Origin of the sequence: uncultured Christiangramia sp. (assembly GCF_913046405.1) — a bacterium.
Lineage (GTDB): Bacteria > Bacteroidota > Bacteroidia > Flavobacteriales > Flavobacteriaceae > Christiangramia > Christiangramia marina.
Genome location: NZ_CAJWRQ010000036.1, coordinates 1 through 24,882, shown reverse-complemented (window position 1 = coordinate 24,882; position 24,882 = coordinate 1). Strand labels below are relative to the sequence as shown.

Sequence of the window (24,882 nt, the reverse complement as noted above, 5' to 3'; positions counted from 1 at the left end):
ATAATTGGAAGCATTCCTTTATAATAACCTTCCTCTCTTGGTTTCGCCTTAAAGCCTTCCCAGCGCAATCTTGATTCTAACGTATGTTTTCCGTAGAAAACTTTGAGGCGATCGCTTCCGTTCAGGACAACATCTTTTTGCTCGTCTGTTAAGTCTTTCCAGGGAATATCCACGCTAAAACCATGCGCGTGGCATACTTTATCGAGTTCTTCAACAGTGATCTGAGAATAGACGATATAACCACGGGGCAAAGTGGTAGTGATAGCGCCTTCTCTTAATGTCTTATTTTCATCACCAACCAGTTTTTCAATATCAATATATTCAGCTTCACCAATTCCGCGACAGGTTTCACAGGCACCTTTGGGATGATTAAAAGAAAATAAAGATTTGCTCATTGGCTTACTTGCGGAATAACGGGCGAAAATTATTCTGAAAACCGATGCTATTTCAGAAAGGGTTCCGAAGGTGGTATTGATGGATTGAAACCTTTTGGATTGTTCTACTTTAATAACCGGAGGTAGATCCTCGATATCGTCAACTTCCGCAGTAGGAATAAGATTTGCATTCTGTTGATTATATGCCGGCAAACTTTCCAGGAAGAACCTGTAGCCTTCATTCCCTATAACTCCCATCGCCAGCGATGACTTTCCCGAACCTGAAAGTCCGGTAAGAACTATCAATTTATTCTCGGGAATCTCAAGGCTAAGATTCTTCAGGTTATTCTGGTAAGCATTGATGATGCGCATAGATCTGTCTTTCTTTTTCAAAAATTAAAGATATAGAGAATCTTATAGCTCATCAACCTATCTGCCGAGAATTGCTTTTGGACTATTTTAAAGCATGATTCTGTTAATCTACGGATCAAAGGCTCTCATAATCCTGGAGAATTAGACAACTTTTACATATTTGGAAGACGCTCTGGAGAACCGTACTTTCGACCCTGTAAAGGCAATGCTACAACCAGCGTTATTAATAGTACTATTACATGAATAAAGCCAAAATACCGGACAATGAAGATCTGAGATTACGAAGTGTACGACAACTTGGCTTGTTAGATTCACTTCCGCAGGAATCATACGATACTATTACCACTCTGGCCAGTGAGATTTGTGGTACATCTGTAGCGCTGCTTACCATTCTGGATAAGGACATTCAATGGTTCAAGTCTAAAAAAGGTCTGGGAGCAGATCAAACCGGCCGTGATGTTTCATTTTGTGGACATGCAATATTAAAACCCAATGAAGTCTTCGAGGTGGATAATGCTCTAGAAGATACTCGCTTTGAGGACAATCCACTGGTTCTGGATGAAGAAACCCATTTTAGATCCTATGCTGGCGTTCCAATTTTAAATAAACAAGGATTGCCGCTTGGAACGCTGTGTGTGATCAACAAAACACCTAAAAAATTAAGCATACATCTAAAAAGATCTTTAATCGCTTTGGGTAAACAGGTAGAGATCTTATATGAATATCACCTTCAAAACACCGAACTAAAAAAGGCACAAAATAATCAGCTTGAAAATAACAAGATCCTTCGGGAATTTGCTGGTAATGCGAGCCATGATCTTAAAATGCCCCTGGCCAACATGATTATCACCTCAGATATTGTAAAGGCAAAATATGCCAGCGTACTCGATGATAAGGGAAAAGAATATCTCGATTATATAAAAAATTCCGGATTAAAATTAAGTGAATACATCACTGGTTTACTGGAATATTATTCTGAAGATGGTTCAAAAGCTTCGGAAGTAAAAGAATTCTTTCTGAATGATCTACTTGAAGATACCATTGATCTATTGCATATAGATTCCAATTGTGATATTCGCCTTCCGGTAGAAAATCTCAATATTCTGGGAAATAGTGCAGGATTAGGGCAAATAATGATGAACCTGATTAGCAGCAGTTTAAAATACAATAATGCTGAAGAGATCGTGATCGATATAGACTGTATTGAGAATGAAGAGTTCTATCATTTTTCTGTTACCGATAATGGGATTGGTATTCCTGAAGAAAACCTGGATCAAATCTTTGAGCTATTTACTGTCATTAACGTAAATGGTACACCAGATGAGCGAGGTCATGGAATTGGACTAAGCACAGTACAAAAACTGGTGGATACCATGAATGGAGAAATTTCGGTAAAAAGCACACTAAATAAAGATACTACCTTTAACTTTTCCATTTCAAAACCTGAATTTAACCAAATTCAGGCAAATTAAAATTCATAATCTTCCATATCCATTTCCAGAATTCGAAATGAAAAGGGAAGGGTCAGTTTTGTTAAGAATTTTAAAAGACAGACCACTTACTGTTATAATTCTCCTAAAAATATTCTAACGACAAACAGGCGATCCTATATCGCACACTTGTTTCATTTTTACTTGCTAATTTTAATTCAACCATATTAATAAATTAATTAAAAGATGAGCGAGAAAGAGAAGGATAAAAAATCCCAGGATCTCACAAGGGATACCAAGAATGCCGAAGGTAAAACAATGACTACCAACCAGGGTGTAAAGGTAAATGACACCAACAATTCCCTGAAAGCCGGGGAAAGAGGAGCTACTCTCCTGGAAGATTTTATTTTAAGAGAAAAAATTACCCATTTTGATCATGAAAGAATTCCGGAAAGGATCGTTCATGCGAGAGGAAGTGGTGCTCATGGATATTTTGAACTATATGAAAGTATGGACAAATATACCAAAGCTCCCATTTTCACAGATACCAGCAGAAAAACTCCTGTTTTCGTAAGATTCTCAACCGTGGCAGGTTCTAAAGGCTCTGCAGACCTGGCGAGAGATGTTCGTGGATTCGCTGTGAAATTCTATACAGACGAAGGAATTTTTGATCTTGTAGGAAACAATATGCCGGTATTTTTCATTCAGGATTCCATGAAATTTCCTGATCTGATTCATGCGGTAAAGCCTGAACCAGATCGTGAGATACCACAGGCGGCATCTGCTCACGATACTTTCTATGATTTCGTTTCCCTTACTACGGAAACCTTGCATAACCATATCTGGGTAATGAGTGATCGTGCTATTCCAAGAAGTCTGCGAATGATGGAAGGTTTCGGAATTCATACTTTTAGATTAGTTAATGCTGAAGGCAAATCTCATTTCGTTAAATTTCATTGGAAGCCATTATTAGGTACACATTCAGTTACCTGGGATGAAGCAGTAAAAATTCATGGAGCAGATTCCGATTTTCATAGAAGAGACCTTTGGGATGCGATCGATGCGGGACACTTTCCAGAATGGGAACTTGGTCTTCAAATCATTCCTGAAGAAGATGAACATAAGTTCGAATTCGACATTCTGGATCCAACGAAACTCATCCCTGAAGAAATAGTGCCGGTACAACGTATTGGTAAAATGACCCTAAATCGTAACCCAGACAATTTTTTTGCAGAAACTGAACAGGTGGCATTCCACCCAGGTCATATCGTACCCGGAATAGACTTTTCCAACGACCCATTACTACAAGGTAGATTATTCTCGTATACAGATACGCAGTTATCGAGGCTTGGAAGTCCTAACTTCCACGAATTACCAATTAACCGCCCGGTGAACGAAACGCATAACAATCAGCGTGACGCTCATATGAGAATGACGATCAACAAAGGAAAGACTGCATATTTTCCTAATTCCATTGGTGGAGGTTGCCCACATCTTGCAAAAATGGCTGAGGGCGGATTTACTCCTTATGAAGAAAGAATTGATGGTAGAAAGACGCGAGCTAGAAGCGAAAGCTTTAATGATCATTATTCTCAACCAGCGCTGTTCTACAGAAGTTTAACCGACTGGGAAAAAGATCACGTTGCAAATGCTTATACGTTCGAAATAGGAAAATGTACCTACGATCATATCAAGGAACGTATGCTTTATATCATCAATCAGATCGATGAGGATCTTGCAGCTAAGGTTGCTGAAGGATTGGGTATGGAAATTCCAAGTAAAGTTGAAGGTCCGGTAAACCAGGCTATAGGAGCAGATGCCGATGTTGAAAAGCATCAACCACCTAAGAAAAAGAATTATCTCGATAAATCTGAAGCACTTAGCCTTACTCATTTAAAATCTGATAGTATTGCTACACGCCAGATCGGTTTTCTTGTTGGAAATGGCTTTGATGGTGAGTCGATGGGGAAAATGAAAAAAGCTTTAGAAGATAAAGGAGCGATGGTTCAATTGCTGGCCCCTCATGGTGGTACTGTAAAGTGTGATCAAGGCAAAAGTCATAAAGTGGACGCTGCTTTATTAACTACGGAAAGTGTTCTATTTGATGCGATTTATATTCCGGGAGGCACTAAAAGTCTCGAAGCTTTAAACAAAGCTCCGAAAACAGCAAAGTTCATCAACGAAACGCTGAAACATTGCAAAGCAATTGCATTGGATAAAGAAGTGATGGGTAAGATCGAAAATACTTATCTGGATAAGTTCAAGGAAGATGCCGCTGTTTTAATCGATAAAGCTCCAGCAAAGTTCATTGAACAAATTGCAGCTCACAGAAACTGGTCGAGACAGAAAGAAGCAATGTCTATACCTGTTTAATTATATTCAGGAAGAAAAACCGCTGGTATTTACCAGCGGTTTTTTTATTTAAACATGTATTGGTTTCAATGATTTTTAAAAGTATATAATTATGGAAAAATGGTTTGACTTAACATTAGATTCTGCTTTAGCGATTGTAATATCCTGTCTGGGAATCTATATATCCATTATAATTTATACCAGAATATTCGGAAAAAGAAGCTTTTCAAAAATGTCCAGTTTTGATTTTGCGATGACCGTTGCTGTTGGATCGATGCTGGCCTCTACTGTACTGTCTGATTCTGTAACGCTTCCGGAAGGAATGATCGGACTCTTCTTTATATACCTATTCCAATTAGTCGCAGCCTATCTACGGAGATGGGATTTTTTCAGAGAAGCTATAGATAATTCTCCGCTGCTCTTAATGGATGGAAATGATATCCTTCATGATAATCTTACCAAAGCCAGAGTAACGGTAACCGACCTTCGATCCAAATTAAGAGAAGCAAATATCGTAGAACTTGCAGATGTAAAAGCAGTAGTTTTTGAAACAACTGGGAATATTGTGGTGATCCACTCCCATGATAAAAGACCTGTAAATGACTGGCTCTTAAAAGATGTACGTAGGAAATAAGTGTAACTAGATCTCTTCCTACATCATTGAAAGCAGAATACTATCCATAGAAGTTAAACTTTTGATAAGTCTGTAGCCATAACGAGTCATTCAACTTACATTTGCATCGTGCACGACATAATCGCATGTAGAACATCTCTTATGAAGAATTATATTGAAACTACTACCCTACAGAATATCTTCCGAATACTACTTTCTGTTTTCATGATCTACGCAGGATTTAGTCATTTAAGTTTTAACCGTGTAGACTTCCAGGCGCAAGTGCCAGACTGGGTGCCAATGAGTAAAGATCTAGTGGTAATTCTTTCCGGGATCGTTGAAATGATTCTGGGTCTTGCCCTACTCTTCTGGAAAAACCAGCGTGTCAATGTTGGATGGTTCCTGGCCATTTTCTTTGTACTGATCTTTCCAGGAAATATCGCGCAGTATGTTGATGGTAAAGATGCTTTCGGAGTGCTGGATTCAGATAGAGCAAGACTTATAAGATTATTTTTTCAGCCTGTACTAATAGCCTGGGTTTTATGGTCTACCGGCGCATGGACTGCCTGGAGAAATTCTAAGAAATGATAATGATGGAAGAAAATGAGAATCTAAAATTAGAAAATCAAATTTGTTTTCCCTTGTATTCTGTGTCCAGATTAATTACAAGGGCGTACAAACCTTACCTGGATACCATGGGACTAACTTACCCGCAATACCTGGTTCTGCTTGTGCTCTGGGAGAAAGATGAGCAAACCGTTAATCAAATTGGGAAAAAACTTTTACTAAATACCAATACTTTGTCACCTCTCATTCAGCGTATGCAGAAGAATGGTTTACTGTTACGTACCCGCTCTTCCGAAGATGAAAGAACAGTAAAAGTCAATTTGACCAGGAAGGGACTTGACTATAAAGAACAAGCCAGGAACATTCCTAAAGATCTGCTTGGAAAGCTACTTAATGAGGACGTGCAGGTTACAGATGTTATGCTATTAAAGAAAACACTTGATTCCTGGATTGAGATATTGAACAATGAAAAGGAAATGAATATAAATTCAGAAAAATAAAAAATATGAAAGCACTACAAATAAAGAAATACGGAGAAATTAAGGACGGTCTTGAATTTGCTGAAACCAGCAAACCCGAAATAGCCGATAATGATGTTTTAGTTGCTGTAAAGGCTGCTGCTCTTAATCCAATTGATTACAAATTGGTACAGGGTCATCTAAAAGATATGCTGAAATTGGATCTTCCAACCGGGATCGGCTATGATATGAGCGGAGAAATCGTCGAAATTGGGAGTAAAGTTAAAGACTTCAAAGTTGGAGATGAAGTCTATGGTCGTGTACCACAGGAATACATGGGTACTGTGGCTGAATTTGTAGCCGTAGACGCTAATGTGATCGCACATAAGCCTGATAACGTAACTTTCGAAAAAGCTTCTTCTCTGCCACTTGCCGGGCTTACCGCGATGCAGGCGCTACAAAAGGCTGATATCAAGAAGGACGATAGAATCCTAATACATGCAGGTTCCGGTGGTGTGGGTAGCTTCGCAATCCAGTACGCCAAATTCATAGGTGCTATAGTCTACACGACCACGAGTGATACGAATGTGGAATGGGTCAAAGCACTTGGTGCAGATAGAGTGATCGACTATAAGAACGAAGATTATAAGGAAGTTGCGAACAACCTGGATATCGTTTTCGATACCCTCGGAGATGATTATACTTTTGATGCTTTCGAGATCATTAAAGATGGCGGAAAAGTTACAAGTATCGTTGGACCACCAGATGAAAAAACGGCTAAGCAAATGGGAATGACCGACTATCAAATGCCTGAAAAACTCAGCAAACTTATCAAGGAAAAATCCGCTCAATATACCTTAACCTGGATGCAGCCAAATGCACCTCAACTTAAGGAAATCAAGACGATGGTGGAAGACAGAACCATTAGACCGGTTATTGACCTGGTATATTCTTTCGATAAAGCAGTGGAAGCTTTCGAGTATCTGGCTACAGGTAGAGCCCAGGGTAAAGTCATCGTAAGCCTTGCCGAAACCTTCGAAAACAAGTAATTAAATTTAGAAATTTGTTAATTAAAAATAATAGTTATGAGTAAAGGAAAAAATGTATTAGTTGCCGGAGCAACCGGAACTACAGGAAAAATTATTGTTGATCTACTTAAAAACTCTACAGAATATGAGCCAATTGCCATGGTACGCAAGGAAAAGCAACAAAAAGAATTCGAATCTCAGAATGTAAAGACTATTCTGGGGGATCTGGAGAAAGACCTGAGCCATACCACTCAAAACGCGCATAAAGTGATCTTTGCTGCTGGTTCTGGTGGGAAGAATGTTATAGGTGTAGACCAGGAGGGAGCTAAAAAGCTTACTGATGCTGCTAAAAATTCCGGAGCTTCAAAATTTGTGATGTTAAGTTCTATGGGAGCAGATGATCCTTCAGTAAGCGAAGATCTGCAGGAATATCTTCAGGCAAAACAGAATGCAGATGAACATCTAAGATCCAGTGGTATAAATTACACGATTGTAAGACCTGGATCATTAACTAACAAAGATGCTTCTGGGAAGATCAAACTAAAAGAAAAGTTTTCAGAAATGGGTGAGATTTCCAGAGCAGATGTTGCTCGTACGTTAATAGCCGTTCTGGAAGATGATGTTAGAAGTAATCAAACTTTTGAAATTCTTTCCGGCGATACTGAAATCAACAATGCTGTAAAGGCATAATAAATCAACATATTTGAAAAGAACTGAATGAACTTCAGTTCTTTTCTGTTCTAAAAAATAAACTATGAAAAGATTATTACTTTTAATCCTGATAGTTCTTTCTCAGAAAGTAACGAGCCAGGAACCGATAGTTTCCCAATCTGAAGTCGAAAAAGTGACGGCATTCAAGGGGCAGCAGGTTACAGGAATTAGCATTAGCACAAAAGGAAGGATCTTCGCGAATTTTCCGAGATGGCGAAAGAATGTCGAGCATTCTGTTGTGGAGATCGGTGAAAACAAGGAGGCTGTAGCTTACCCAGATGCCAGATGGAATAGCTGGAAAGTTGGAGAAAAGAATCAGGATTCCATATTTGTGGCGGTGCAATCTGTCATTGCTTCTGAAAATGAGTTGTTCGTTTTGGACACCAGAAATCCGCTATTTAAAGGAGTGGTGAATAATCCGCGAATATTCGTCTTTGACCTGGAATCAAATAAGCTGAAGCATATATTTGAATTAGGAAAAGATAGTTTTTACAGGGATTCTTATATAAATGATCTGCGTGTGGATAGAGCGAACGATCACATTTATTTAACCGATTCAAATCACGCTGGTCTAGTTGTTATAAATATGGAAACTGGAGAAAGCAAACGTGTTTTAAGCGACCATTACTCTACTCTGGCCGAAACTGACGAATTAACGATCAATGGGGAACAGTATAAAAACACGATACATTCAGATGGAATTGCACTAGATGAAGCGGAAGGTTTACTTTACTACCATGCCTTAACGGGCTATACGCTTTATCAAGTCCCTACAAAAACTCTTCGCGATGGATCTAAGGAGGAGATTCAGAACTCGGTAAAGAAAGTTTCAAAAACGACTGCACCAGACGGGATGATTCTAAATTCCGATGGAATGCTTTACCTGGCAGATCTCGAAAATAATGCTATCATGAGATTCGATACCAAATTGGAAGAGCAGGAAGTTCTTGCACAGGGTGAAAAAATACGCTGGGCAGATACTTTTAGTATTTACGACGGATATTTATATTATACGAATTCGAGGATCAATGAGGTGAAAGGAGATATTTCAGATATGGAATTCAGTATTTACAGGATTCAGCTATAGTCTTGAACTATTTTATAAAAAAAGCAGATCAAATTATGATCTGCTTTTTTTATGCTTTTTCGGCATGTAAACATTTAATCCGAAGATTTCCTGAATCAGAATATTTAAGTCTTATCTTGTAATTCAATGGGCGATCTTCTTTATGAAATTCTCCCGATTCCGGATCGAAACCACCATCTGTGGTAACAGATATACTTCTTATATGGTCTGCATTTATTCTATTTAAAAATTGAAATTCTTTCTTGCGCAGTTGTTTTTTGGATAGGATCGAATTGATCGTTTGCAGGTGTTTGGCTGTTGCATTCATAATATCATTTTTCGTTCGACATTTTCTCTTTTTCGTTCGACATTTCCTCTTTCTTCTCTTCCTCATCTTCCCTGGTAATCAATCTATGGTCATTTTTAAGACCAACTATGTGTATGATCGCTGTAATGGTGGTATAAAGCATCAGTACAACCGTGATCATCATTCCGCTTAATACTGAAGTACAGAATAAGCTTATCCAGTAAATCGATGAATACCAGTTTAAAGGAACATTATCTGCTTCGGTGATTTGAATATTGAATAATTGAAACATTACAATTGCACTAACTATTAGGATGGTATCGAGTTTTGCGATATCCAGCACCTGATAGTAGTGGGCGCTCTTTAACTTGGATTCAGTACCGGTACTTATTCCCAGTAAAGTTAGTAACAAGGTAAGTATCGTCGCAGAAGCAAGGGTGATCGTATTGCAAAGCATGTTTAGACCACTATGAGAGGATTCAATAAGTTCTTTAGCTTCATAACCGGAAAGCTGACCTAACAGGAATATTCCTAACCCTGTGAGTACGGTAGCTACTATTCCACCATAAATTGCCTTTCTATTATCACTAAAAAAGTTATTCATTACTCTGTTTCTAATTGGTGGAATGGGCAAACCCAGTCTTTACCGGTCGCTTTACCACTATATTGTTTTGCTTCGCTTGATAATCCAAAGTCTTCTAACATTGGATTCATACTTCCCTGTAATTCTTTATCTCGCTCTCTAATTTTGTCACGCACCTTTTCATAAGCTCCCATTTCCCTCAATTTCTCAAACTGAACATGCAGGTTAAAGGCTATGGAAGGATACGGACTCCTACGAGCCTTTCTTGAACTATTAGGATGCATCCCTACAATATAAAAAGATCTTCCGGCAATACTGAAGCTAAAATTATCATCTTCCGGATCCCGACTTACTGAAGGATCCCAGTCTACCGTATCTATTTTCTCAATTTCTTCTAATTGTTTCCATAACAATCGCTCAAATTCATCTTCTGTAGCAATAGTTGATTCCGGAAAAACTGCGATGAAAGATTTGAAATCGTTTGTCTCAAAATCATACTCTGCGATATACTTTTCAAGGTCCTTTAGCAAAATTTTGGTATGCTGGGGATCTCCCAGTTTACCGTATTGCTTGGTTTTTACATGTTCCTGGCTAAAAACCGTTTGTGCCATGATACAAGGATGATCCTCCTCAAGGATCCATTGTTCGAATTTCTCTTTCGTTTTCATCTTCATTCAATTTTAATTCTACATGTATGCAGCTTGTGGTTTGTAGGACTGCTCTATCAAATTTTTATCAGCTTTCTTCAAGATTTCAATAGTGCTTCCATCTGCCTCCCATTGGATCAATCCGAGATTTCTAAATTGCTCAAGCCAGTTCTCCATCACCCATCGTTCCCATTTATCGTAAAATATTCGTGCATTGATAACAATCGCTTCTACCTGGTGAACTGGTGGTGAATGCACCGGATGTTGCTGGTGATAAACCTTGGCGGGTGACAATATCAATGGATAAATACTTTTAAGCTGACTTATTTTCATAGCCATATCTGTATCTTCTGCACCGTAGCCTGTAAACTGGGCGTCGAAACCTTCCAGTACTTTAAATAACTGCTTGGGAATATAAAAAGCGAGGCTCCAGAAAAGCATATAATCACTGGCTTCGGCTAGTTCTTTGATTACTGGCCGGGCAGGATGTGCAGCGCTAAGTTTTTCAAGATCGTTCAATTCAAAATTCTTCGGAATGCTACTCTCAAGATAATGTGGATTACCCATAATCAATGTTTTATGAGAAAGACCTTTAGTGATTATATCATCAAAAAAATCTGGATGAGGAATACAATCCACATCGAGAAATATCAAGTGGTTAAATTTGGCATTTTGAGCGCCTATATTCCTTGCTTCAGCTATCGGAAGATTTGCGCCTTTGGAACTAATTTGAGAAACCTCAATAGGTAAATCGTGAAAAGCAGATACATCTGGTAAAACATCAATCGCCACAATTCTGATCTCATCTGGCTGCAGACTGCTTCTCTTGACACCTCGTAGTAAGTTATGTAAATGTTCTTCGCGACCTTTAACGATCGTGATGACTGTAAAATTTACTTTATTCTGCATGCTGCTGTTTTGGTTGGTTTGCAAATAATTGCGGAACTAAGGGTAATCGACCATAATTCCTGCTTATCTGATCTTTTAGTTTTTTGATTGCCCTGAGTTCATCATCCACATTCAAAGTTTTATGTTCTAATATTTCTGAATCCTCCAGATCAAATAGAGAGTTCAGATCTATGGCCAGATCAGTTTCATATAGATGAGTTGCGGTAGTTTCCTGCTCTCTGTAAGGTCTTTCTTCCGGGATCGCCACAAAAGCTTTTTTAGCCTGTAAGATTTCGGTTACGGAGTTGAGTCCGCAATTCGCCACGACAAGATCAGCTTGCTCTAATAAATTCTGAAAATTTTGAACATAACCACAGTTCTTGATTCTGGCACTACTGAAGCTTTCCTTCGGCATCCCGATAACCCTGATCTCTGCGGAAATAAAACGTTCCGGAAGTACATTGATCGCGTTAAGAAGTCTTTCGTTTCCTCCTCCCCCACTAATCACGAGGATATTTTTCACTTCTTCTGAAGCAGCCGTTATTTGTTGCCCGATCTTCCGATCGGTAATAAAGCCCAGGTAGATCGTTTTCTTCCGAAGCCAAACAGGTGTTTGCTCGCTTTCAAATTCTTCAGGGTAATATGCAAGAACAAATACAGCACCTTGAAATGCTTGTACATGTGCCGCATCATCTCTGTGACCTGGAAGTTTGACGTAAGCATAAGGTATTGATGAACTTCTCATCAACGCTGCGATTTCTACGCTTACATCAACGATCATCAATTTGATGTTCCTTTCCACAACTTCCTGCAAGATCTGCGCGCTTCGCAATTGTATAGATCTTTGTCCAACCGGACTGTAGTGCAAATAATCTGGTTCTGCAATCTGGTTTTCTTCGCTTGCTGTACCATCAGGATTTTCGTCTGCAAGCTGCACGAATTGCCCTTTCATAGCCCCAGACTTTTTTAAACTACTAAAAGTGCAGATCTCGTCACCAAAAACCTTTGCAAACAAGCGGGCAAAATTAAGATGACCACTACCATGCTGATGTGCGTAATACCCTATCATACCGCAACCTTTTTTAGCTTTTCAGAGATCATTGTTTCGTAGAGGTTTTCATAGGCATCCACCATTTGCGCCTTGTCACAAAAATCTATAGCTCTCTCACGGCAATCATTTCTGTCAAGCTTCTTACAGGATTTGATTGCATTTATAAATTCTCTTTCATCCTCAAGTTCCACAAGAAACCCTGTCTCTTTGGTCAGGATTTCAGGGGCAGCTCCTACATTAAAAGATATTACAGGCGTTCCACAAGCGAGTGATTCAGCAATTACGAGTCCGTAAGGTTCATCCCACAAACTGGTAAATAAGGTCGCTTCAGAGGAACCAATTAATTTGTTTAAACCTTTATGCTTCAGATGTCCAATATATTCGACTCCATCGAGTTCTAATCTTGGCTCTACATATTCTTTAAAATATTCAGAATTGCTAAGTGGTCCGGCCAGAACAATTCTCTTATTTGCTTTTAAAGCATAATCTATAGCCAGATGTGGGGCTTTTTCCTTGCAAATACGACCAATCCAACAAAGTTTATCTTCTTCAGCAGATTTGGAAAAAGTCCATGCAGCAGTGTCAATTCCATTATAGACTACATTTTTTTCCGGAAGTAAGTGAGCATAAGTCTCGCCTAATTTTTTACTTACTACGCTAAATTTTTCACTATGATCTCTTCCGAAGATATTTTCAAGGCCCGAATGAATGCTATCAAAAACCGGTGTATGAAAGGAAGTAAGAAACTGGTGCCTGCTACTTGCTCCCCAAATGATCGGTAGTTCATGCATACTGTGATTGTGTACCACATCATAATCTATGGATTCAATGATCTCCAGTACATTTCTATACATAAGTTCATCAATTTTGGATTCGGTCAACTCATTATTTGCAACCTGAACAATATCCAAAGAAGTCACGTCAAACTGAGGGTCTGAACCGGATAGCGCATACAAATGAACTTCGTGTCCCCGTTCCATAAGCGTTTGCACCAGCTGGTGAGTAATCATTTCCAATCCTCCGGCATACGGCTCGGCAATAGGAAATTTATTATGCGCGAGAATGGCTATTTTCATCCGGAAGTATTTTTAGTTGGTTAATCGATTTAGGTGTAAATTCGGAATAGAGATAAATTCCTGATAATAGAAAAAGCAAGCTTACCTGAAGGCTATACATGGCGATTCCAGTTTTTCCCACCGCAAATAATAACATCGTCATCATAAATAAAAGCGTTGGAATCCTGAGCGGAATATGTTTGAGACTGGAAACCGATGCAAATTTGCTGGTCGTAACAAAACTAGCCGGCATTCCTATCAACGCCATAATAGGTGAAAAAGCCATCTCAAAACTCAGTGCTAAATGGATCAGGAAGGCTTTAAAATTATATTGAAAGGTGTTTTTAGAGTTGGACAGAAATAAGAATAATTTACCGAACACGTAAATACTAAATTGACTCAGGATAAGCATTGGAATCCAGTCTGAAATCTGCCAGCTCGTAAATATTTCTGCCAGTATATAGATTAAACTAAATACAATTGGGAAGGACAATAAATTTACCCATGCAGATAATTGCATGAAAACTGATAATTTACACTGGTCTTGCACACGAAGACTGCAAAATTTCAGGAAACACTGAGTATTTCCATATACCCAGCGATGTCTTTGTTTGCGTAGATCTGCAATACTTCCCGGCATAACTCCCTGCCCTAAAATTTGATTTGAGAAGTAGGTAGTAAATTTTTCAGATAGAAATTTAATTCCCAGGTGTGCATCTTCCGTAAGGGAATCTGTAGGCCATCCTGAAACAGATAATAATGATTCTACCCTTACCATGCTTAAGGTACCGGTTGGTAAAGTGGAAAGACTACGGTTCCCTGCTTCAGCATACCCACTGAAAAAGTGTTCCAGCTCGTTGAATAATCCATGACGCTCGTGATGAAGTGTATAATGCTGAGGAAATTGAACCACTGCTGCATCTGTACCATCAATGACCGCTACAGCTTTACAAAGACTATCAGGTTTCAAAATATAATCTGCATCTACAGTAAATATATATTCCGTAGCTGGATGCATTAGTTTCAGACACTGGTTCAAAGCACCTGCCTTGTATCCAGTAAGTTTGTCAAAGTGTTTGAAGATCACTTTTTCAGGATATCTGTTACAAAATTCCCGAACCGGTTTCCATAGCTTTAGATCTGAAGTATTATTATCCAGAACTACGATCTCGTAATTCTCATAGTTAAGCTGAAGAACTGCCCGAATTGTTTTGATAACCAATTCTGAAGGTTCATTACAAATGGCAATATGTATCGAAACTCTTGGTGACTTTTGAAGCCTGGAAGATTTTGAACTAATTTTATTCTGGCGGCGGCAGAATCTAATTCTTGCGATCGATTCTACCAACATTAGAAGACTTAACAGGCTTAAAGTTATGATCAAAGTCATTTCAAAACCTACTGCAAAATAAGATATGATCATCACAATGGTCATAAAATAGCAAAGCATTAAAATGTTTTGAGATACTTTCAAAATTTCCTTTTCTTTTTACGAATTTGGTGGAAGTCGCGCTTGAAAGTGTGCGGTTTTACATTTGAGCTTAACGATATTCTTCTTATTAGGAAAGGTTTAACTTCAGATTCCTGTAGTAATAGAGACTTGTTAATATTTTAGTATAACTAAAACCGACCACTAAGAATGCAGACCATTAAAATTGCTGAAACGTCAGCCAAATCACTATTAAAAGAACTAGCATCTGTTTTTGAAACGGACTATACAGAAAATTATGGAGAAGCTTATATCGAGTTTTCCAATGAGCATGGGGATGGTATAATATCAGGAATAAATTTTCCTAACGGTGTCGGCATCTTTAGATTCGAAACAAAGTTGGAGAGTGATACCTGTTTAGATTTCCATGGTGATATGGTGCATCCTTTTAAATTTATCTATGTTATTGAAGGTCGTCTTGACCATAGGTTCCGGGATGAAGATATCGTGCATCACATAGAGAAGGATCAGTCAGTAATAATTGGGGCTAACAGAGGCAGCGGCAATAAGATCATGTTTCCTGGAGGTTTCAAGGTCTCTGCAGTAGTGCTCGATGTAGATAGAAAGAAATTTGTAGAGCAACTTACTTTTCCCCTGGAAGATATGGATGACATCTATCACAGGATATTTGCAGATACTAATGCGATGCGAACGCTATATCACCATACACAATATAGCCTTAAGATGTCTCATCTCATACAGGAATTAAGAGATTTCACAACTCCTGGATTGGAAAGGATAAGTTATCACGGGGCAAAAGCTCTGGAGCTTCTTACTTACATGCTCATGCTCTACCGGGAAGACAGTAAACCTGAAGACCATCAAAATGTACTCAGGCCAAAAGATCTGGAAAAAGTAAAACAGGTGATCTTTCAAATAGATAAGAATATCTCAGAGCTTGGCAATATTAACTCCCTCGCACAATCTGTTGAAATAACCGAAACGAAATTACAGGAAGGGTTTCAAATACTTTTTAATTGCACAGTTCATGAATACATTCAACGTAAAAGGATGGAAACTGCGATGCTGTTATTGCTGAAAACCAATAAAACCATTAGTGAGATTGTATATGAAATCGGACTCAACAGCAGAAGTCATTTTTCCAAGATCTTTAAAGAAAAGTATGGAATGACTCCAACTGCCGTAAGAAATAAGGAAAAAGTATGATCGTAAATTCTAATGCTGAAGGCTGGGAGATCTTCTCACATTCTGCACATGGATTGCTGGCGGGTAAAATTGCAGACCAACTGAAGCCAGATATTAAAGGTAGAAACTGGGTAGCTACCCTCACTGCCATCGTAGAACATGACGACCGGCAGTTAAACTTCAGAGAAAAGGATTACCTCACCAATATTGGTACTCCTCAGGATTTTCTCGACGAGGACAGAAATATTAACGAGATCATTAAAAGAAGCCGCAGGTTACTGGAACAAGCTAGACTTAAGTCTAGTTGGGTCACTATTCTAGTCATGAAACACCTGGAGTTTTTATACAAGGATCTTTCCGAAGAGAGCATAATGATTGATCGCTTTATGAATGAGATCAGTGTGGAAATACAGGAACTCATGAAAGTAAATTCAATGACTGACCAGGAGGTACATGACCTTTACCAGATCATGGTATTTGCAGATAGATGTTCACTCATACTTTGCCAGAATGGAGTACCCGCCAAAAATCGGGAACTTGAGATCAACACAAGTATTCAGAATACCAAATATGTGATCTCAAGAAATGAAGCTGATGACATCTTTATAGAGCCTTGGATTTTTGAACAGGATTCTTTCGAGTTAAGTTGTGAATACAAAATGCTGGAAAAGGCGTCATTCTCCGGAAATATAGAATTTGAAGATTGTCTTCGGAATACTTCAATTAGTCTGAGGCATTGGAAAATCAGTAAACTGAAATAATTCTTTATAGAGCTCAGCAGATTCTTTCTACATACTAATGTAGTTAACTGAAGTTTTCTAGTGATTTCAGTGATGCTAATAACTACAAAAAAGGCACGAATATGAACGCTAGGTCTGATATTGAAAAGTTTTGGAACAGGTTTCTAAGTTCTAACCCAGACTATTCTACGAACACAATTCCTCCACACTACTATTTTTGTGATAATAAGAAGGATGCAGATGAATGCGCAGACCTGGTAGTCAAAGACATTAAAAAAGCCACGGCTACTTCACTTTGGTATTTCGAGCAGCATAACGAAGTTTCACCGAAAGCTGGCGATCTTGCTATTGTAACAGACTGGATTGGAAATCCCAAAGCAATCATTAAAACTACCAAAATAGAACACGTAGCTTTTAATCAAATTACCGCGGAATTTGCAGAGATTGAAGGGGAGGGAGACAAGTCGCTTAAGTATTGGAAAGAAGTACATCAGGCTTATTATGAAAGAGAAATTGAAAATTATAGTGATGAATTTGATGAGAATATGATCATTGTTTGTGAACATTTCAGAAGAATATATAGTGAAGTATGATCTCCAAATACTAAGAAACATTTCCAAACTGTATACTGATGCGCAAAACAATAAACACCTGATTATATATCGGTCACACCCTTAGTCAATTTCCAGTATGATAAGGTTTTCTTAAAGCTTTTGGTGTAAACTAAACGATTGGTTAGTTTTGTACCAGCATTATGGCAAGAACCAAAAAATACAACGAAACAGAAGTAGCAGAAAAGGCAATGAATCTTTTCTGGAAAAACGGTTATGGCAATACTTCGATGCAAATGCTTGAGAAAGAAATGGGAATTAATAAATTTTCTATCTACTCTAGTTTCGGCAATAAAGACGGCCTGTTTTTAAAAAGTCTGGAATGTTATAAATCAAAATTGTTCGTTCTAATCGATAAACTAGTTAAATCTACAGAAGGTATTCCAGCTATTAAGGAATACTTTTACGACTTTGTGGATTTTACGAGGGACACTAAGAATGGTAAAGGTTGCCTGGTCACGAATACCGCGAATGAAATTGGTCTGGAAAGCGAAGAGAAAATTCCGCAGGTTTTAAAAAGTTTTACCGATGAGATCAAACAGATTTTTGCTGATAAACTAAAAGTTGAAAGAAATTACGATCTGGATAAAATCGAAGAACAGGCAGATTATCTTTTAATTTCGATGTTCGGACTTTCCTCTGCCACCAGAATATTTACTGAAGATCAATTGGAACATTATATTAAGAACATATTTAAAAACATATAAAAAAATTTACCCTGAAACTAAACGATCGTTTAGATACGATCATATATTTAATTAAAAATTGATAATTATGAATACTGAAAAGAACACAGATTTTTAAACTGTACACACTAAAGAATCTGCTCCTGAAGGAGGGAAAGCACTTTTGGAAAAATCTGAAAAAGCTTACGGATATGTACCTAATCTGCATGCAGTACTTGCAGGTTCACCATAATTACTGGATGCATACCACTTGCATGAGCTATTTTCCAATTCATCATTTAACAAGGATGAATTAACTGTTGTATGGCAAACCATAAATGTGGAACATGAATGCCACTATTGTATGCCTGCGCATACTGCTATTGCCAAAGCGATGAAAGTTGATGATGCTATTAGCAATGCGCTGCGTGATAAGACTGAACTACCTTCAGAAAAGCCGGAAGTTCTTAGAAATACAACCCTGGCGCTTACTAAAAATCGTGGAAATATTTCAAAATCTGAGATCCAGGAATTTTATGATGCTGGGTATCCTCAAAGACAGTTACTGGATATCGTACTTGGACTTTCTCAAAAAGTAATTAGTAACTACACGAATCATATTGCTGAAACTCCTATCGATAAAGGTTTTGAGCCTTTTAAGTGGAATGCCTAATATTACAGGCATATTAGAAAAAAAGCAGCCCCTTCAGGGCTGCTTTTTTTATGCATTAGATTCAGGTTTCTCTATTTTACAGCATTGCGGGCAAAGTTCTACATGCTGGTAGTGCTTTTTCGCCTGCGTTAGTATCAGTTCCATATCACTTCCTCTTCCAACTTCCAACCTGCCATTCACATCTGGCAATACCTCGCAATTTTCGCGGTGTAGTACATGATATTTCCCGAACTTCATTCGCTTTTCGACATAATAGACATGGGTTTTATGGCCTGGTCTAAACCAGTTTAACAGGCTATCGAAAAGTTGTTGTGTTTTCATAGAATTATTTATGGAAATATAACTTCTCAGTCTGGCATAGGTGTTTCAGCTATTTTAATAAAAGCGGGCTAGCATTATCTCTTTGTTAAGCACACGATTGGCAGTAAAAATAGCTTTAGGTGACCAATGTTACTTCTGCTTTCATTTTGCAGTCCTATCTTTGCTTTATTAAACGCTATAATTATGAAAATCGAACAAATTTATACGGGATGCCTGGCTCAGGGCGCATATTACCTTGAAAGTGATGGAGAAGTCGCTATTATAGATCCGCTAAGGGAAGTTCAACCTTATCTTGACAGATTAAATGAAGCTGGCGCAAAACTCAGCTATATTTTTGAAACACATTTTCATGCCGATTTTGTTTCGGGTCACTTAACACTATCAGAAAAAACAAACGCACCTATCATCTACGGTCCAGAGGCGAATCCAGAATTTGAAGCGATCGTCGCTGAAGATGGACAGGAGTTCAACCTTGGTAAGTTGAAGATCAAAGTGCTTCACACTCCGGGACACACCATGGAAAGTACCACCTATTTACTGAAGGATGAGAATGGGAAGGATCACGCATTATTCACAGGTGATACACTTTTCCTTGGAGACGTTGGTCGTCCCGATCTTGCGCAAAAAGCCGCAAGTATGACCCAGGAGGAACTCGCAGGAATACTATTTGACAGTCTTAGGGAAAAGATCATGCCTCTTGCAGATGATATTATAGTATATCCCGCCCACGGTGCAGGTTCTGCCTGTGGAAAGAATATGATGAAGGAAACAGTGGACACCCTGGGTAATCAAAAGAAAATAAATTACGCTTTGAGAGCAGATATGACCAAAGCTGAATTTGTAAAGGAAGTGACAGATGGTTTGCTTCCTCCTCCTGCCTATTTTCCAATGAATGTTAAACTGAATAAAGAAGGTTACGAAAGTATCGATAAAGTGATGGCTAAAGGATTACAAGCACTAAGTCCTGAAGCATTTGAAGCAGCAGCGAATGAGACTGGTGCGGTTATGCTGGATATTAGACATCAGGATGAATTTGCAAAATCACATATTCCTGGCTCGATATTTATAGGTCTTGATGGCAGTTTCGCTCCATGGGTGGGCGATCTAATCAAGGATGTTGCACAAACAATTTTACTAATCGGCGATGAAAACAGAATCGAAGAAGCAATCACCAGACTGTCCAGGGTAGGTTTCGATAATACCATAGGCTATCTAAAAGGTGGTTTTAATTCCTGGATCGAGGCTTCTAAAGAAACTGATACTGTGGAAACAATCAGTGCGACAGAGCTGAAGACAATTGTAGAACATGCACCTGTTTTTGATGTTCGAAAATCAGCTGAATACCTATCTGAACACTTGCCAGGTGCAGTCCATACCTCTCTTTCAGAAATAAATGATCACCTATCGGAATATCCTGAGAATGAGAAATTTTATCTTCATTGTGCCGGTGGTTACCGTAGTATGATCGCTGCTTCAATTTTAAAAAGCAGGGGAATTCATAACCTGGTCGATGTACAGGGTGGTTTTAAAGCCATCAGGGAAGCTGGTCTCAATACAACTAACTACGTGTGTCCTTCTACATTATAAGCGATAAACTTCTAAATATTTAAGGCGGTCTCTGATCGCCTTTATTTTTGTAGAACCAGTGTAGTCATCGCTCTAATATCCTGAACATTCGTAGTCTTTATAGGTTCCAGCAATTTAAGATCGTATTTGTCCAGCAATTGGGAAATAGTCTCTCTGTCTAAATAAAAGCCTGCTTTTCTATCATTATAAGCATCGCATAATTCTTCTGTAGTTTCCAGCAGACCAATATTAGAAGCTGTTCTAACTAAAATACTTCCTGTGGGCTTTAGAACTCTTATCAATTCTGAAAACATTCTATAAAAATGAGTTTTATCTTCAGCAAAATGAAGTACAGCGCTGCAAATGATATGATCAAAATGAGCATCTGGAAATGGTATTTCTGAAAGCCTTGCATGCATCAAATTCTCCTTTAAATTTGGATAGATTTCCCTGGCGATGCTCAACCTTTCAACGTCCATGTCAATTCCCCAAATATCATAACCAAAGCCGGCGAACCATCTTAGATTTCTTCCTTCACCACAACCTTCATCAAGTATTCTGTCATTGCCCTTATACCTCTGCTTCATGATCTGGTCGAGCAGGTAGATATCCATATTTTGTATGTACTGAAATATTTGTGATTCTTGCATCTGAGTCTTATTTTCGAAACAAAGAGAGAAGCAACTAATGTTACTCAATAGGTCGCTAATCTATCTTACTTTAGTGAAAAAATTAAATGAACCTCTTCCGAAGATTATTTCGAAGTCAGCAAACCACCAATCATAACATAATCAGGTTAGATCCGGATGATTTTAAAAAAGCCATTTCCAAAAATTCCGGGAAAATTATCGATGTACGAACTAAAAGAGAATTCGCTACGGGTGTTATTCCTGGCGCGATCAATCAGGATGTTATGCAAAAGAATGATTTTCTACAAGCATCATTGCAATGGTCAAAATCTGAGCCTGTTTATCTTTATTGCCAGTCTGGAATGAGAAGCCTGAAAGCAGCCAGAATTTTGTCGCGCAATGGATTTACAAAAATTTATGAGCTAAGAGGAGGAATTTCAGGTTATGATCTCTAAACAAAATTCATGGGAAAAATAAATTACGCATTTATCTTAATTACATTTTTGGCCTTTACAATTTCGGGTTATGCCCAGGAAAGACAGGAATACGGCAGCTGGAATGCAGCTTTTCTAACTAAGAATATTGGCGAGGACTGGAATGTAAGGCTGGAGTATCATCATCGTACCACCTCTTTTTTAAAGTATCATGAACAAACTGTAATTCGCCCATCTGTCAATTATCGACTTGATAGTATTTTTAGTTTTGCTGCCGGGTATAGTTATCTCCACAATGATCAAAATATAAATATCGCCAAACCAGATTTTTACGAACATAATCTCTGGCAACAGGTTGCGCTGTCCCACGAAATTGGTTCAATGAATTTTAATCATCGATTGAGAGTTGAAGAACGATTTATCGATGCGATCGTAGAACGTAATGGCCAGCAGCTAATTGATGGTAGTAATTACCGCACTCGATTAAGATACCGCTTGACAGCAAGTATAAATTTGTTGAAAAATCCGAACATATCTCTGGTCGCTTACGACGAGTTGTTTCTAAATTTTGATTCCGGGATCTTACCAGATACTGTAGATCAAAACTGGGTTTTTATAGGACCGCAAATAGGAATTGCGAAAGGCCTGAACATCACCTCTGGCTATCATTATATAGTGTTACCTCGATCTGGAAATGACCTGCACAGGCATATCTGGGATACCATTTTAAGTTATACTTTCTAAAATGATGCGCTCAAAGAATTTGCAGGTGAAAGATTACCTTTTCTTGAGCTTGCAATTCTTATTATTCATTGCGTATTTCATACCGGTAGATCTCTTGAGCTTGAGCATAAAGCTGCCAGATTGGTTAAGAATCATCATCTTAGCTCCCGGCATCTTTGGAATTGGGCTGGCTTTATTTACGCTATTTCAATTACGAAATATAATGTCGGTATTTCCTACACCAGTAGATGGCGGGAAATTGATAGCCAGTGGAGCATTTTCGATATCCAGACATCCCATCTATACTGCAATAATTCTCTCTGCTTTTAGCTTCGGAATTTTCTTTGAATCGGCATTTCGACTAATAATTACACTATTGCTATTCATATTATTCTATTTTAAATCTAATTATGAAGAGCAACTATTACTACTGAAATATCCCGAATACTCAAATTATAAAAAGACTACCAGAAAGTTCTTATAAAAAAAGCCACTCTGCAGAGTGGCATTTATATTCAGCAGCTTTAAAGACTACTCTTTTATACTCTATGAATATTGAATTCCAATGGTTCCTGCAAGCTGGTTTTTCATCTGAATACCATTCACATCCTGGTACAGAGGCAGCTTTACTTCAACACCCACTCTCAGGTTCTTTAATGTACCGGTTGGCACGTAAAAATTGCTTCCTATACCCAGATCTAACTGACTTCTACCCGAATTCATAGTATCGAATAAGGGCATCATGATAGGGTTCATTGCTGCATCTACTCCATCGATCTCCTGTTGATCGAAGTAACTTAAACTACCTGAAACACTCCAGCTTTGGAATAGACTATAAGCTGTCCATGCAACTACATCAAATCGATTTCCTAAAGTATAATCCTGAGAATTTTCACCTAATCTAAATTTGAATTTTGGCTGTAAACCCCAGGAAAGTTTATCAGTTTGCCCAAGATAAGTAACTCCTATAGCTGGATCTAGCGTACCACTACCCAATTGCATGGGGTATGCAAGTCTCGCATTTTGCATCATTGGCGTATCACCGGACTGCTCCAGATCACCGGTAGGAATTGACACACCAATATTAGCATGCATTTTTTGCCTGTTCTTATCGTAAAAGTTCACTAACGCATTAATGGCTATGTCTCCAAAACCTGAAGATTCTGTAGTGAAATCCATGCTCATTTTAGATCTTAAATCCATATCATTATCGATATAGTTTATCATAGCCGCTAGCGTTACTTTACTAGAAACGGCATACATTGCTCCAATCATATGCATATCCATGCGCATATCCTGAGGAACCGCCATATACCTGTCGAATACTTCACCATTTTCGATCTCATCACTACCATTTATCAATCCATCCATCCACATTGGCATATATCGGTATGAGAGCATAAACTCACCCTTGTTATGAGTATGATCACCCATAATACTTATTGGCGCATGTCCATCTGCCCTGTTACTACTCCACTTCTCCTGTGCTACCATCATATTTGAGCACAGCAATACTGATCCCAGAAAAGGGATTAAAAATTTCTTCATTTCTTGATATTAAAAATTGACTTATTTCTTACACGGAAAGCAGAAATTTCCGCGGAGGAGGCGAAGGAATTTCAGTAATATATTCTGTGGCGACCATTTTGTAATCAGGTAAGAGTTGACTACAACATGTAACTAATTGAGTTGTTTTGATCTTAGTTCCCTGATGAAAATACAGCGGTAAAGGTTTATACCTGTAATCGACCAGTTGTTTTTCTGAAGTGTCATTCTTTACAATAGAACTTCCTAAAAGCTGATCTTTTAGATAACATTTTCCATCACATTCAAGTTCGGGTTTATCCTTATTGATACATAGAACCTCTACTATATAATCATAATTGATAAAATATTCAAAAACCGGAAGTACGGGTGCTAACATGCCCCAGATAAAGAGGGAAAGTACGAATAGACTGAAGGACTTTTGCATAGTCATTTTTCCGACCGCTAAGATAGGATGAACCAAGGCTTGAAAAATAGAATTCACTGGAAAAAACGATGATCCAGAATGTTAATTTATTCCAGTATTGCCAGAACCTGCGTAAGTTCAGCTCGGGTATTCCAGAGTTTTTCCTGTACGCTAATTTGCTTCAGTTTTGCGCTTATCAAACTCTTTTCCCGGGTATTGACAAGGAATACAGAACTCTCGCCAAGTTGCAACTTTCGTTCTTCAGCATTGAGCATGATTTCGTAATTTTCTACCAGTTGATTGATCATCAAAACCTGCTCCTGGTAGGACAGAAATTGCTCTTTCAATCCTCTTATTTTATTCTGAAGATTGAGCTGTTCACTATATAATTCTAATTCTGCATCCTGAAGTTTGATTTTCGATTTTTGTAGA

28 protein-coding genes and 2 pseudogenes are annotated in these 24,882 nt (G+C 38.3%); 17 read left to right on the top strand and 13 right to left on the bottom strand.

The window, feature by feature from the left end:
- A pseudogene (locus QZ620_RS06625) lies at positions 1 to 767 on the bottom strand (excinuclease ABC subunit A); the annotation flags it as partial.
- A gap of 218 nt (positions 768 to 985) precedes the next feature.
- Between QZ620_RS06625 and QZ620_RS06620 the strand changes: the two are divergent.
- The 8 genes from QZ620_RS06620 (at position 986) to QZ620_RS06585 (ending at position 8,992) form a co-directional block, all read left to right on the top strand.
- A complete protein-coding gene (locus tag QZ620_RS06620) occupies positions 986 to 2,218 on the top strand; it encodes a GAF domain-containing sensor histidine kinase (protein ID WP_295180221.1) in 1,233 nt (410 codons plus the stop codon).
- 204 nt (positions 2,219 to 2,422) lie between these two features.
- The gene (locus tag QZ620_RS06615) at positions 2,423 to 4,549 is read left to right on the top strand and encodes a catalase (protein ID WP_295180220.1); all 2,127 of its coding nucleotides are present in this window, start codon (positions 2,423 to 2,425) and stop codon (positions 4,547 to 4,549) included.
- A 91-nt stretch (positions 4,550 to 4,640) separates the two neighbouring features.
- Complete coding sequence (locus QZ620_RS06610; RefSeq protein WP_295180219.1) at positions 4,641 to 5,162, top strand: DUF421 domain-containing protein; 522 nt, start codon at positions 4,641 to 4,643, stop codon at positions 5,160 to 5,162.
- A gap of 141 nt (positions 5,163 to 5,303) precedes the next feature.
- Entirely contained in the window at positions 5,304 to 5,729 is a 426-nt protein-coding gene (locus QZ620_RS06605; RefSeq protein ID WP_295180218.1) for a DoxX family membrane protein, read from the top strand.
- Between the two features lie 2 nt (positions 5,730 to 5,731).
- On the top strand, positions 5,732 to 6,208 hold the full coding sequence (locus QZ620_RS06600) for a MarR family transcriptional regulator (protein ID WP_295180216.1): 477 nt from the start codon (positions 5,732 to 5,734) through the stop codon (positions 6,206 to 6,208).
- Between the two features lie 5 nt (positions 6,209 to 6,213).
- Positions 6,214 to 7,215 (top strand): NADP-dependent oxidoreductase, encoded by a 1,002-nt coding sequence (locus QZ620_RS06595; protein ID WP_295180215.1) that lies wholly within the window; start codon positions 6,214 to 6,216, stop codon positions 7,213 to 7,215.
- Positions 7,216 to 7,251: 36 nt separating this feature from the next.
- The gene (locus QZ620_RS06590) at positions 7,252 to 7,884 is read left to right on the top strand and encodes an SDR family oxidoreductase (protein ID WP_295180213.1); all 633 of its coding nucleotides are present in this window, start codon (positions 7,252 to 7,254) and stop codon (positions 7,882 to 7,884) included.
- Positions 7,885 to 7,948: 64 nt separating this feature from the next.
- Positions 7,949 to 8,992: an L-dopachrome tautomerase-related protein gene (locus QZ620_RS06585; protein ID WP_295180211.1), complete on the top strand. Its 1,044-nt coding sequence runs from the start codon at positions 7,949 to 7,951 to the stop codon at positions 8,990 to 8,992.
- Between the two features lie 49 nt (positions 8,993 to 9,041).
- Here QZ620_RS06585 and QZ620_RS06580 read toward each other — a convergent pair whose 3' ends face one another.
- From QZ620_RS06580 to QZ620_RS06550, 7 genes are read right to left on the bottom strand one after another with little or no spacing between them, the layout of a single operon-like run.
- A complete protein-coding gene (locus tag QZ620_RS06580; protein WP_295180209.1) occupies positions 9,042 to 9,299 on the bottom strand; it encodes a hypothetical protein in 258 nt (85 codons plus the stop codon).
- Positions 9,300 to 9,303: 4 nt separating this feature from the next.
- Positions 9,304 to 9,882: a hypothetical protein gene (locus QZ620_RS06575; RefSeq protein WP_295180208.1), complete on the bottom strand. Its 579-nt coding sequence runs from the start codon at positions 9,880 to 9,882 to the stop codon at positions 9,304 to 9,306.
- Positions 9,882 to 10,529 (bottom strand): guanitoxin biosynthesis heme-dependent pre-guanitoxin N-hydroxylase GntA, encoded by a 648-nt coding sequence (gntA, locus tag QZ620_RS06570; protein WP_366935447.1) that lies wholly within the window; start codon positions 10,527 to 10,529, stop codon positions 9,882 to 9,884. Before gntA ends, QZ620_RS06575 begins: the two co-directional genes overlap by 1 nt.
- An 18-nt stretch (positions 10,530 to 10,547) precedes the next feature.
- Positions 10,548 to 11,417, bottom strand: a complete 870-nt coding sequence (locus QZ620_RS06565) for a glycosyltransferase family 2 protein (RefSeq protein ID WP_295180204.1) — start codon at positions 11,415 to 11,417, stop codon at positions 10,548 to 10,550.
- Positions 11,407 to 12,465: a glycosyltransferase gene (locus QZ620_RS06560; protein ID WP_295180202.1), complete on the bottom strand. Its 1,059-nt coding sequence runs from the start codon at positions 12,463 to 12,465 to the stop codon at positions 11,407 to 11,409. The genes QZ620_RS06565 and QZ620_RS06560 overlap by 11 nt, the downstream gene beginning before the upstream one ends.
- Positions 12,462 to 13,523, bottom strand: a complete 1,062-nt coding sequence (locus tag QZ620_RS06555) for a glycosyltransferase (protein ID WP_295180200.1) — start codon at positions 13,521 to 13,523, stop codon at positions 12,462 to 12,464. Before QZ620_RS06555 ends, QZ620_RS06560 begins: the two co-directional genes overlap by 4 nt.
- The gene (locus QZ620_RS06550; protein ID WP_295180198.1) at positions 13,498 to 14,952 is read right to left on the bottom strand and encodes a glycosyltransferase family 2 protein; all 1,455 of its coding nucleotides are present in this window, start codon (positions 14,950 to 14,952) and stop codon (positions 13,498 to 13,500) included. The genes QZ620_RS06555 and QZ620_RS06550 overlap by 26 nt, the downstream gene beginning before the upstream one ends.
- Positions 14,953 to 15,141: 189 nt before the next feature.
- Between QZ620_RS06550 and QZ620_RS06545 the strand changes: the two genes are divergently transcribed.
- The 5 genes and pseudogenes from QZ620_RS06545 (at position 15,142) to QZ620_RS06525 (ending at position 18,826) form a co-directional block, all read left to right on the top strand.
- Complete coding sequence (locus QZ620_RS06545; protein WP_295180196.1) at positions 15,142 to 16,158, top strand: AraC family transcriptional regulator; 1,017 nt, start codon at positions 15,142 to 15,144, stop codon at positions 16,156 to 16,158.
- Positions 16,155 to 16,898: a DUF3891 family protein gene (locus QZ620_RS06540; RefSeq protein ID WP_295180194.1), complete on the top strand. Its 744-nt coding sequence runs from the start codon at positions 16,155 to 16,157 to the stop codon at positions 16,896 to 16,898. The genes QZ620_RS06545 and QZ620_RS06540 overlap by 4 nt, the downstream gene beginning before the upstream one ends.
- 101 nt (positions 16,899 to 16,999) lie before the next feature.
- Positions 17,000 to 17,470, top strand: coding sequence for an ASCH domain-containing protein (locus QZ620_RS06535; RefSeq protein ID WP_295180192.1), 471 nt, complete (start codon positions 17,000 to 17,002; stop codon positions 17,468 to 17,470).
- Positions 17,471 to 17,631: 161 nt separating this feature from the next.
- Positions 17,632 to 18,195, top strand: coding sequence for a TetR/AcrR family transcriptional regulator (locus QZ620_RS06530; RefSeq protein ID WP_295180190.1), 564 nt, complete (start codon positions 17,632 to 17,634; stop codon positions 18,193 to 18,195).
- 142 nt (positions 18,196 to 18,337) lie between these two features.
- Positions 18,338 to 18,826 (top strand): annotated as a pseudogene (locus QZ620_RS06525) (carboxymuconolactone decarboxylase family protein).
- A 48-nt stretch (positions 18,827 to 18,874) separates the two neighbouring features.
- Here the strand turns inward: QZ620_RS06525 and QZ620_RS06520 are convergent.
- On the bottom strand, positions 18,875 to 19,147 hold the full coding sequence (locus QZ620_RS06520; protein ID WP_295180188.1) for a hypothetical protein: 273 nt from the start codon (positions 19,145 to 19,147) through the stop codon (positions 18,875 to 18,877).
- 183 nt (positions 19,148 to 19,330) lie between these two features.
- Here QZ620_RS06520 and QZ620_RS06515 point away from each other — a divergent pair, with 183 nt between their 5' ends.
- The gene (locus tag QZ620_RS06515) at positions 19,331 to 20,734 is read left to right on the top strand and encodes an MBL fold metallo-hydrolase (RefSeq protein ID WP_295180186.1); all 1,404 of its coding nucleotides are present in this window, start codon (positions 19,331 to 19,333) and stop codon (positions 20,732 to 20,734) included.
- Between the two features lie 41 nt (positions 20,735 to 20,775).
- Here QZ620_RS06515 and QZ620_RS06510 read toward each other — a convergent pair whose 3' ends face one another.
- Positions 20,776 to 21,327 (bottom strand): bifunctional 2-polyprenyl-6-hydroxyphenol methylase/3-demethylubiquinol 3-O-methyltransferase UbiG, encoded by a 552-nt coding sequence (locus tag QZ620_RS06510; RefSeq protein ID WP_295180184.1) that lies wholly within the window; start codon positions 21,325 to 21,327, stop codon positions 20,776 to 20,778.
- A gap of 122 nt (positions 21,328 to 21,449) precedes the next feature.
- Here QZ620_RS06510 and QZ620_RS06505 point away from each other — a divergent pair, with 122 nt between their 5' ends.
- The 3 genes from QZ620_RS06505 to QZ620_RS06495 are packed head-to-tail and all read left to right on the top strand — an operon-like array spanning position 21,450 to position 22,983.
- Complete coding sequence (locus QZ620_RS06505) at positions 21,450 to 21,797, top strand: rhodanese-like domain-containing protein (RefSeq protein ID WP_295180182.1); 348 nt, start codon at positions 21,450 to 21,452, stop codon at positions 21,795 to 21,797.
- 9 nt (positions 21,798 to 21,806) lie between these two features.
- A complete protein-coding gene (locus QZ620_RS06500) occupies positions 21,807 to 22,520 on the top strand; it encodes a DUF2490 domain-containing protein (protein WP_295180180.1) in 714 nt (237 codons plus the stop codon).
- A gap of 4 nt (positions 22,521 to 22,524) precedes the next feature.
- Positions 22,525 to 22,983, top strand: a complete 459-nt coding sequence (locus QZ620_RS06495; protein WP_295180178.1) for a methyltransferase — start codon at positions 22,525 to 22,527, stop codon at positions 22,981 to 22,983.
- A 62-nt stretch (positions 22,984 to 23,045) separates the two neighbouring features.
- On the opposite strand, the gene QZ620_RS06490 is transcribed toward QZ620_RS06495, so the two are convergent.
- The 3 genes from QZ620_RS06490 to QZ620_RS06480 all read right to left on the bottom strand — a co-directional run.
- Positions 23,046 to 24,047 (bottom strand): transporter, encoded by a 1,002-nt coding sequence (locus tag QZ620_RS06490; protein ID WP_295180177.1) that lies wholly within the window; start codon positions 24,045 to 24,047, stop codon positions 23,046 to 23,048.
- A 28-nt stretch (positions 24,048 to 24,075) separates the two neighbouring features.
- Entirely contained in the window at positions 24,076 to 24,471 is a 396-nt protein-coding gene (locus QZ620_RS06485; protein ID WP_295180175.1) for a hypothetical protein, read from the bottom strand.
- A gap of 86 nt (positions 24,472 to 24,557) precedes the next feature.
- Positions 24,558 to 24,882 (bottom strand): TolC family protein (locus QZ620_RS06480; RefSeq protein WP_295180173.1); only part of this gene is annotated, 325 nt, incomplete at its 5' end.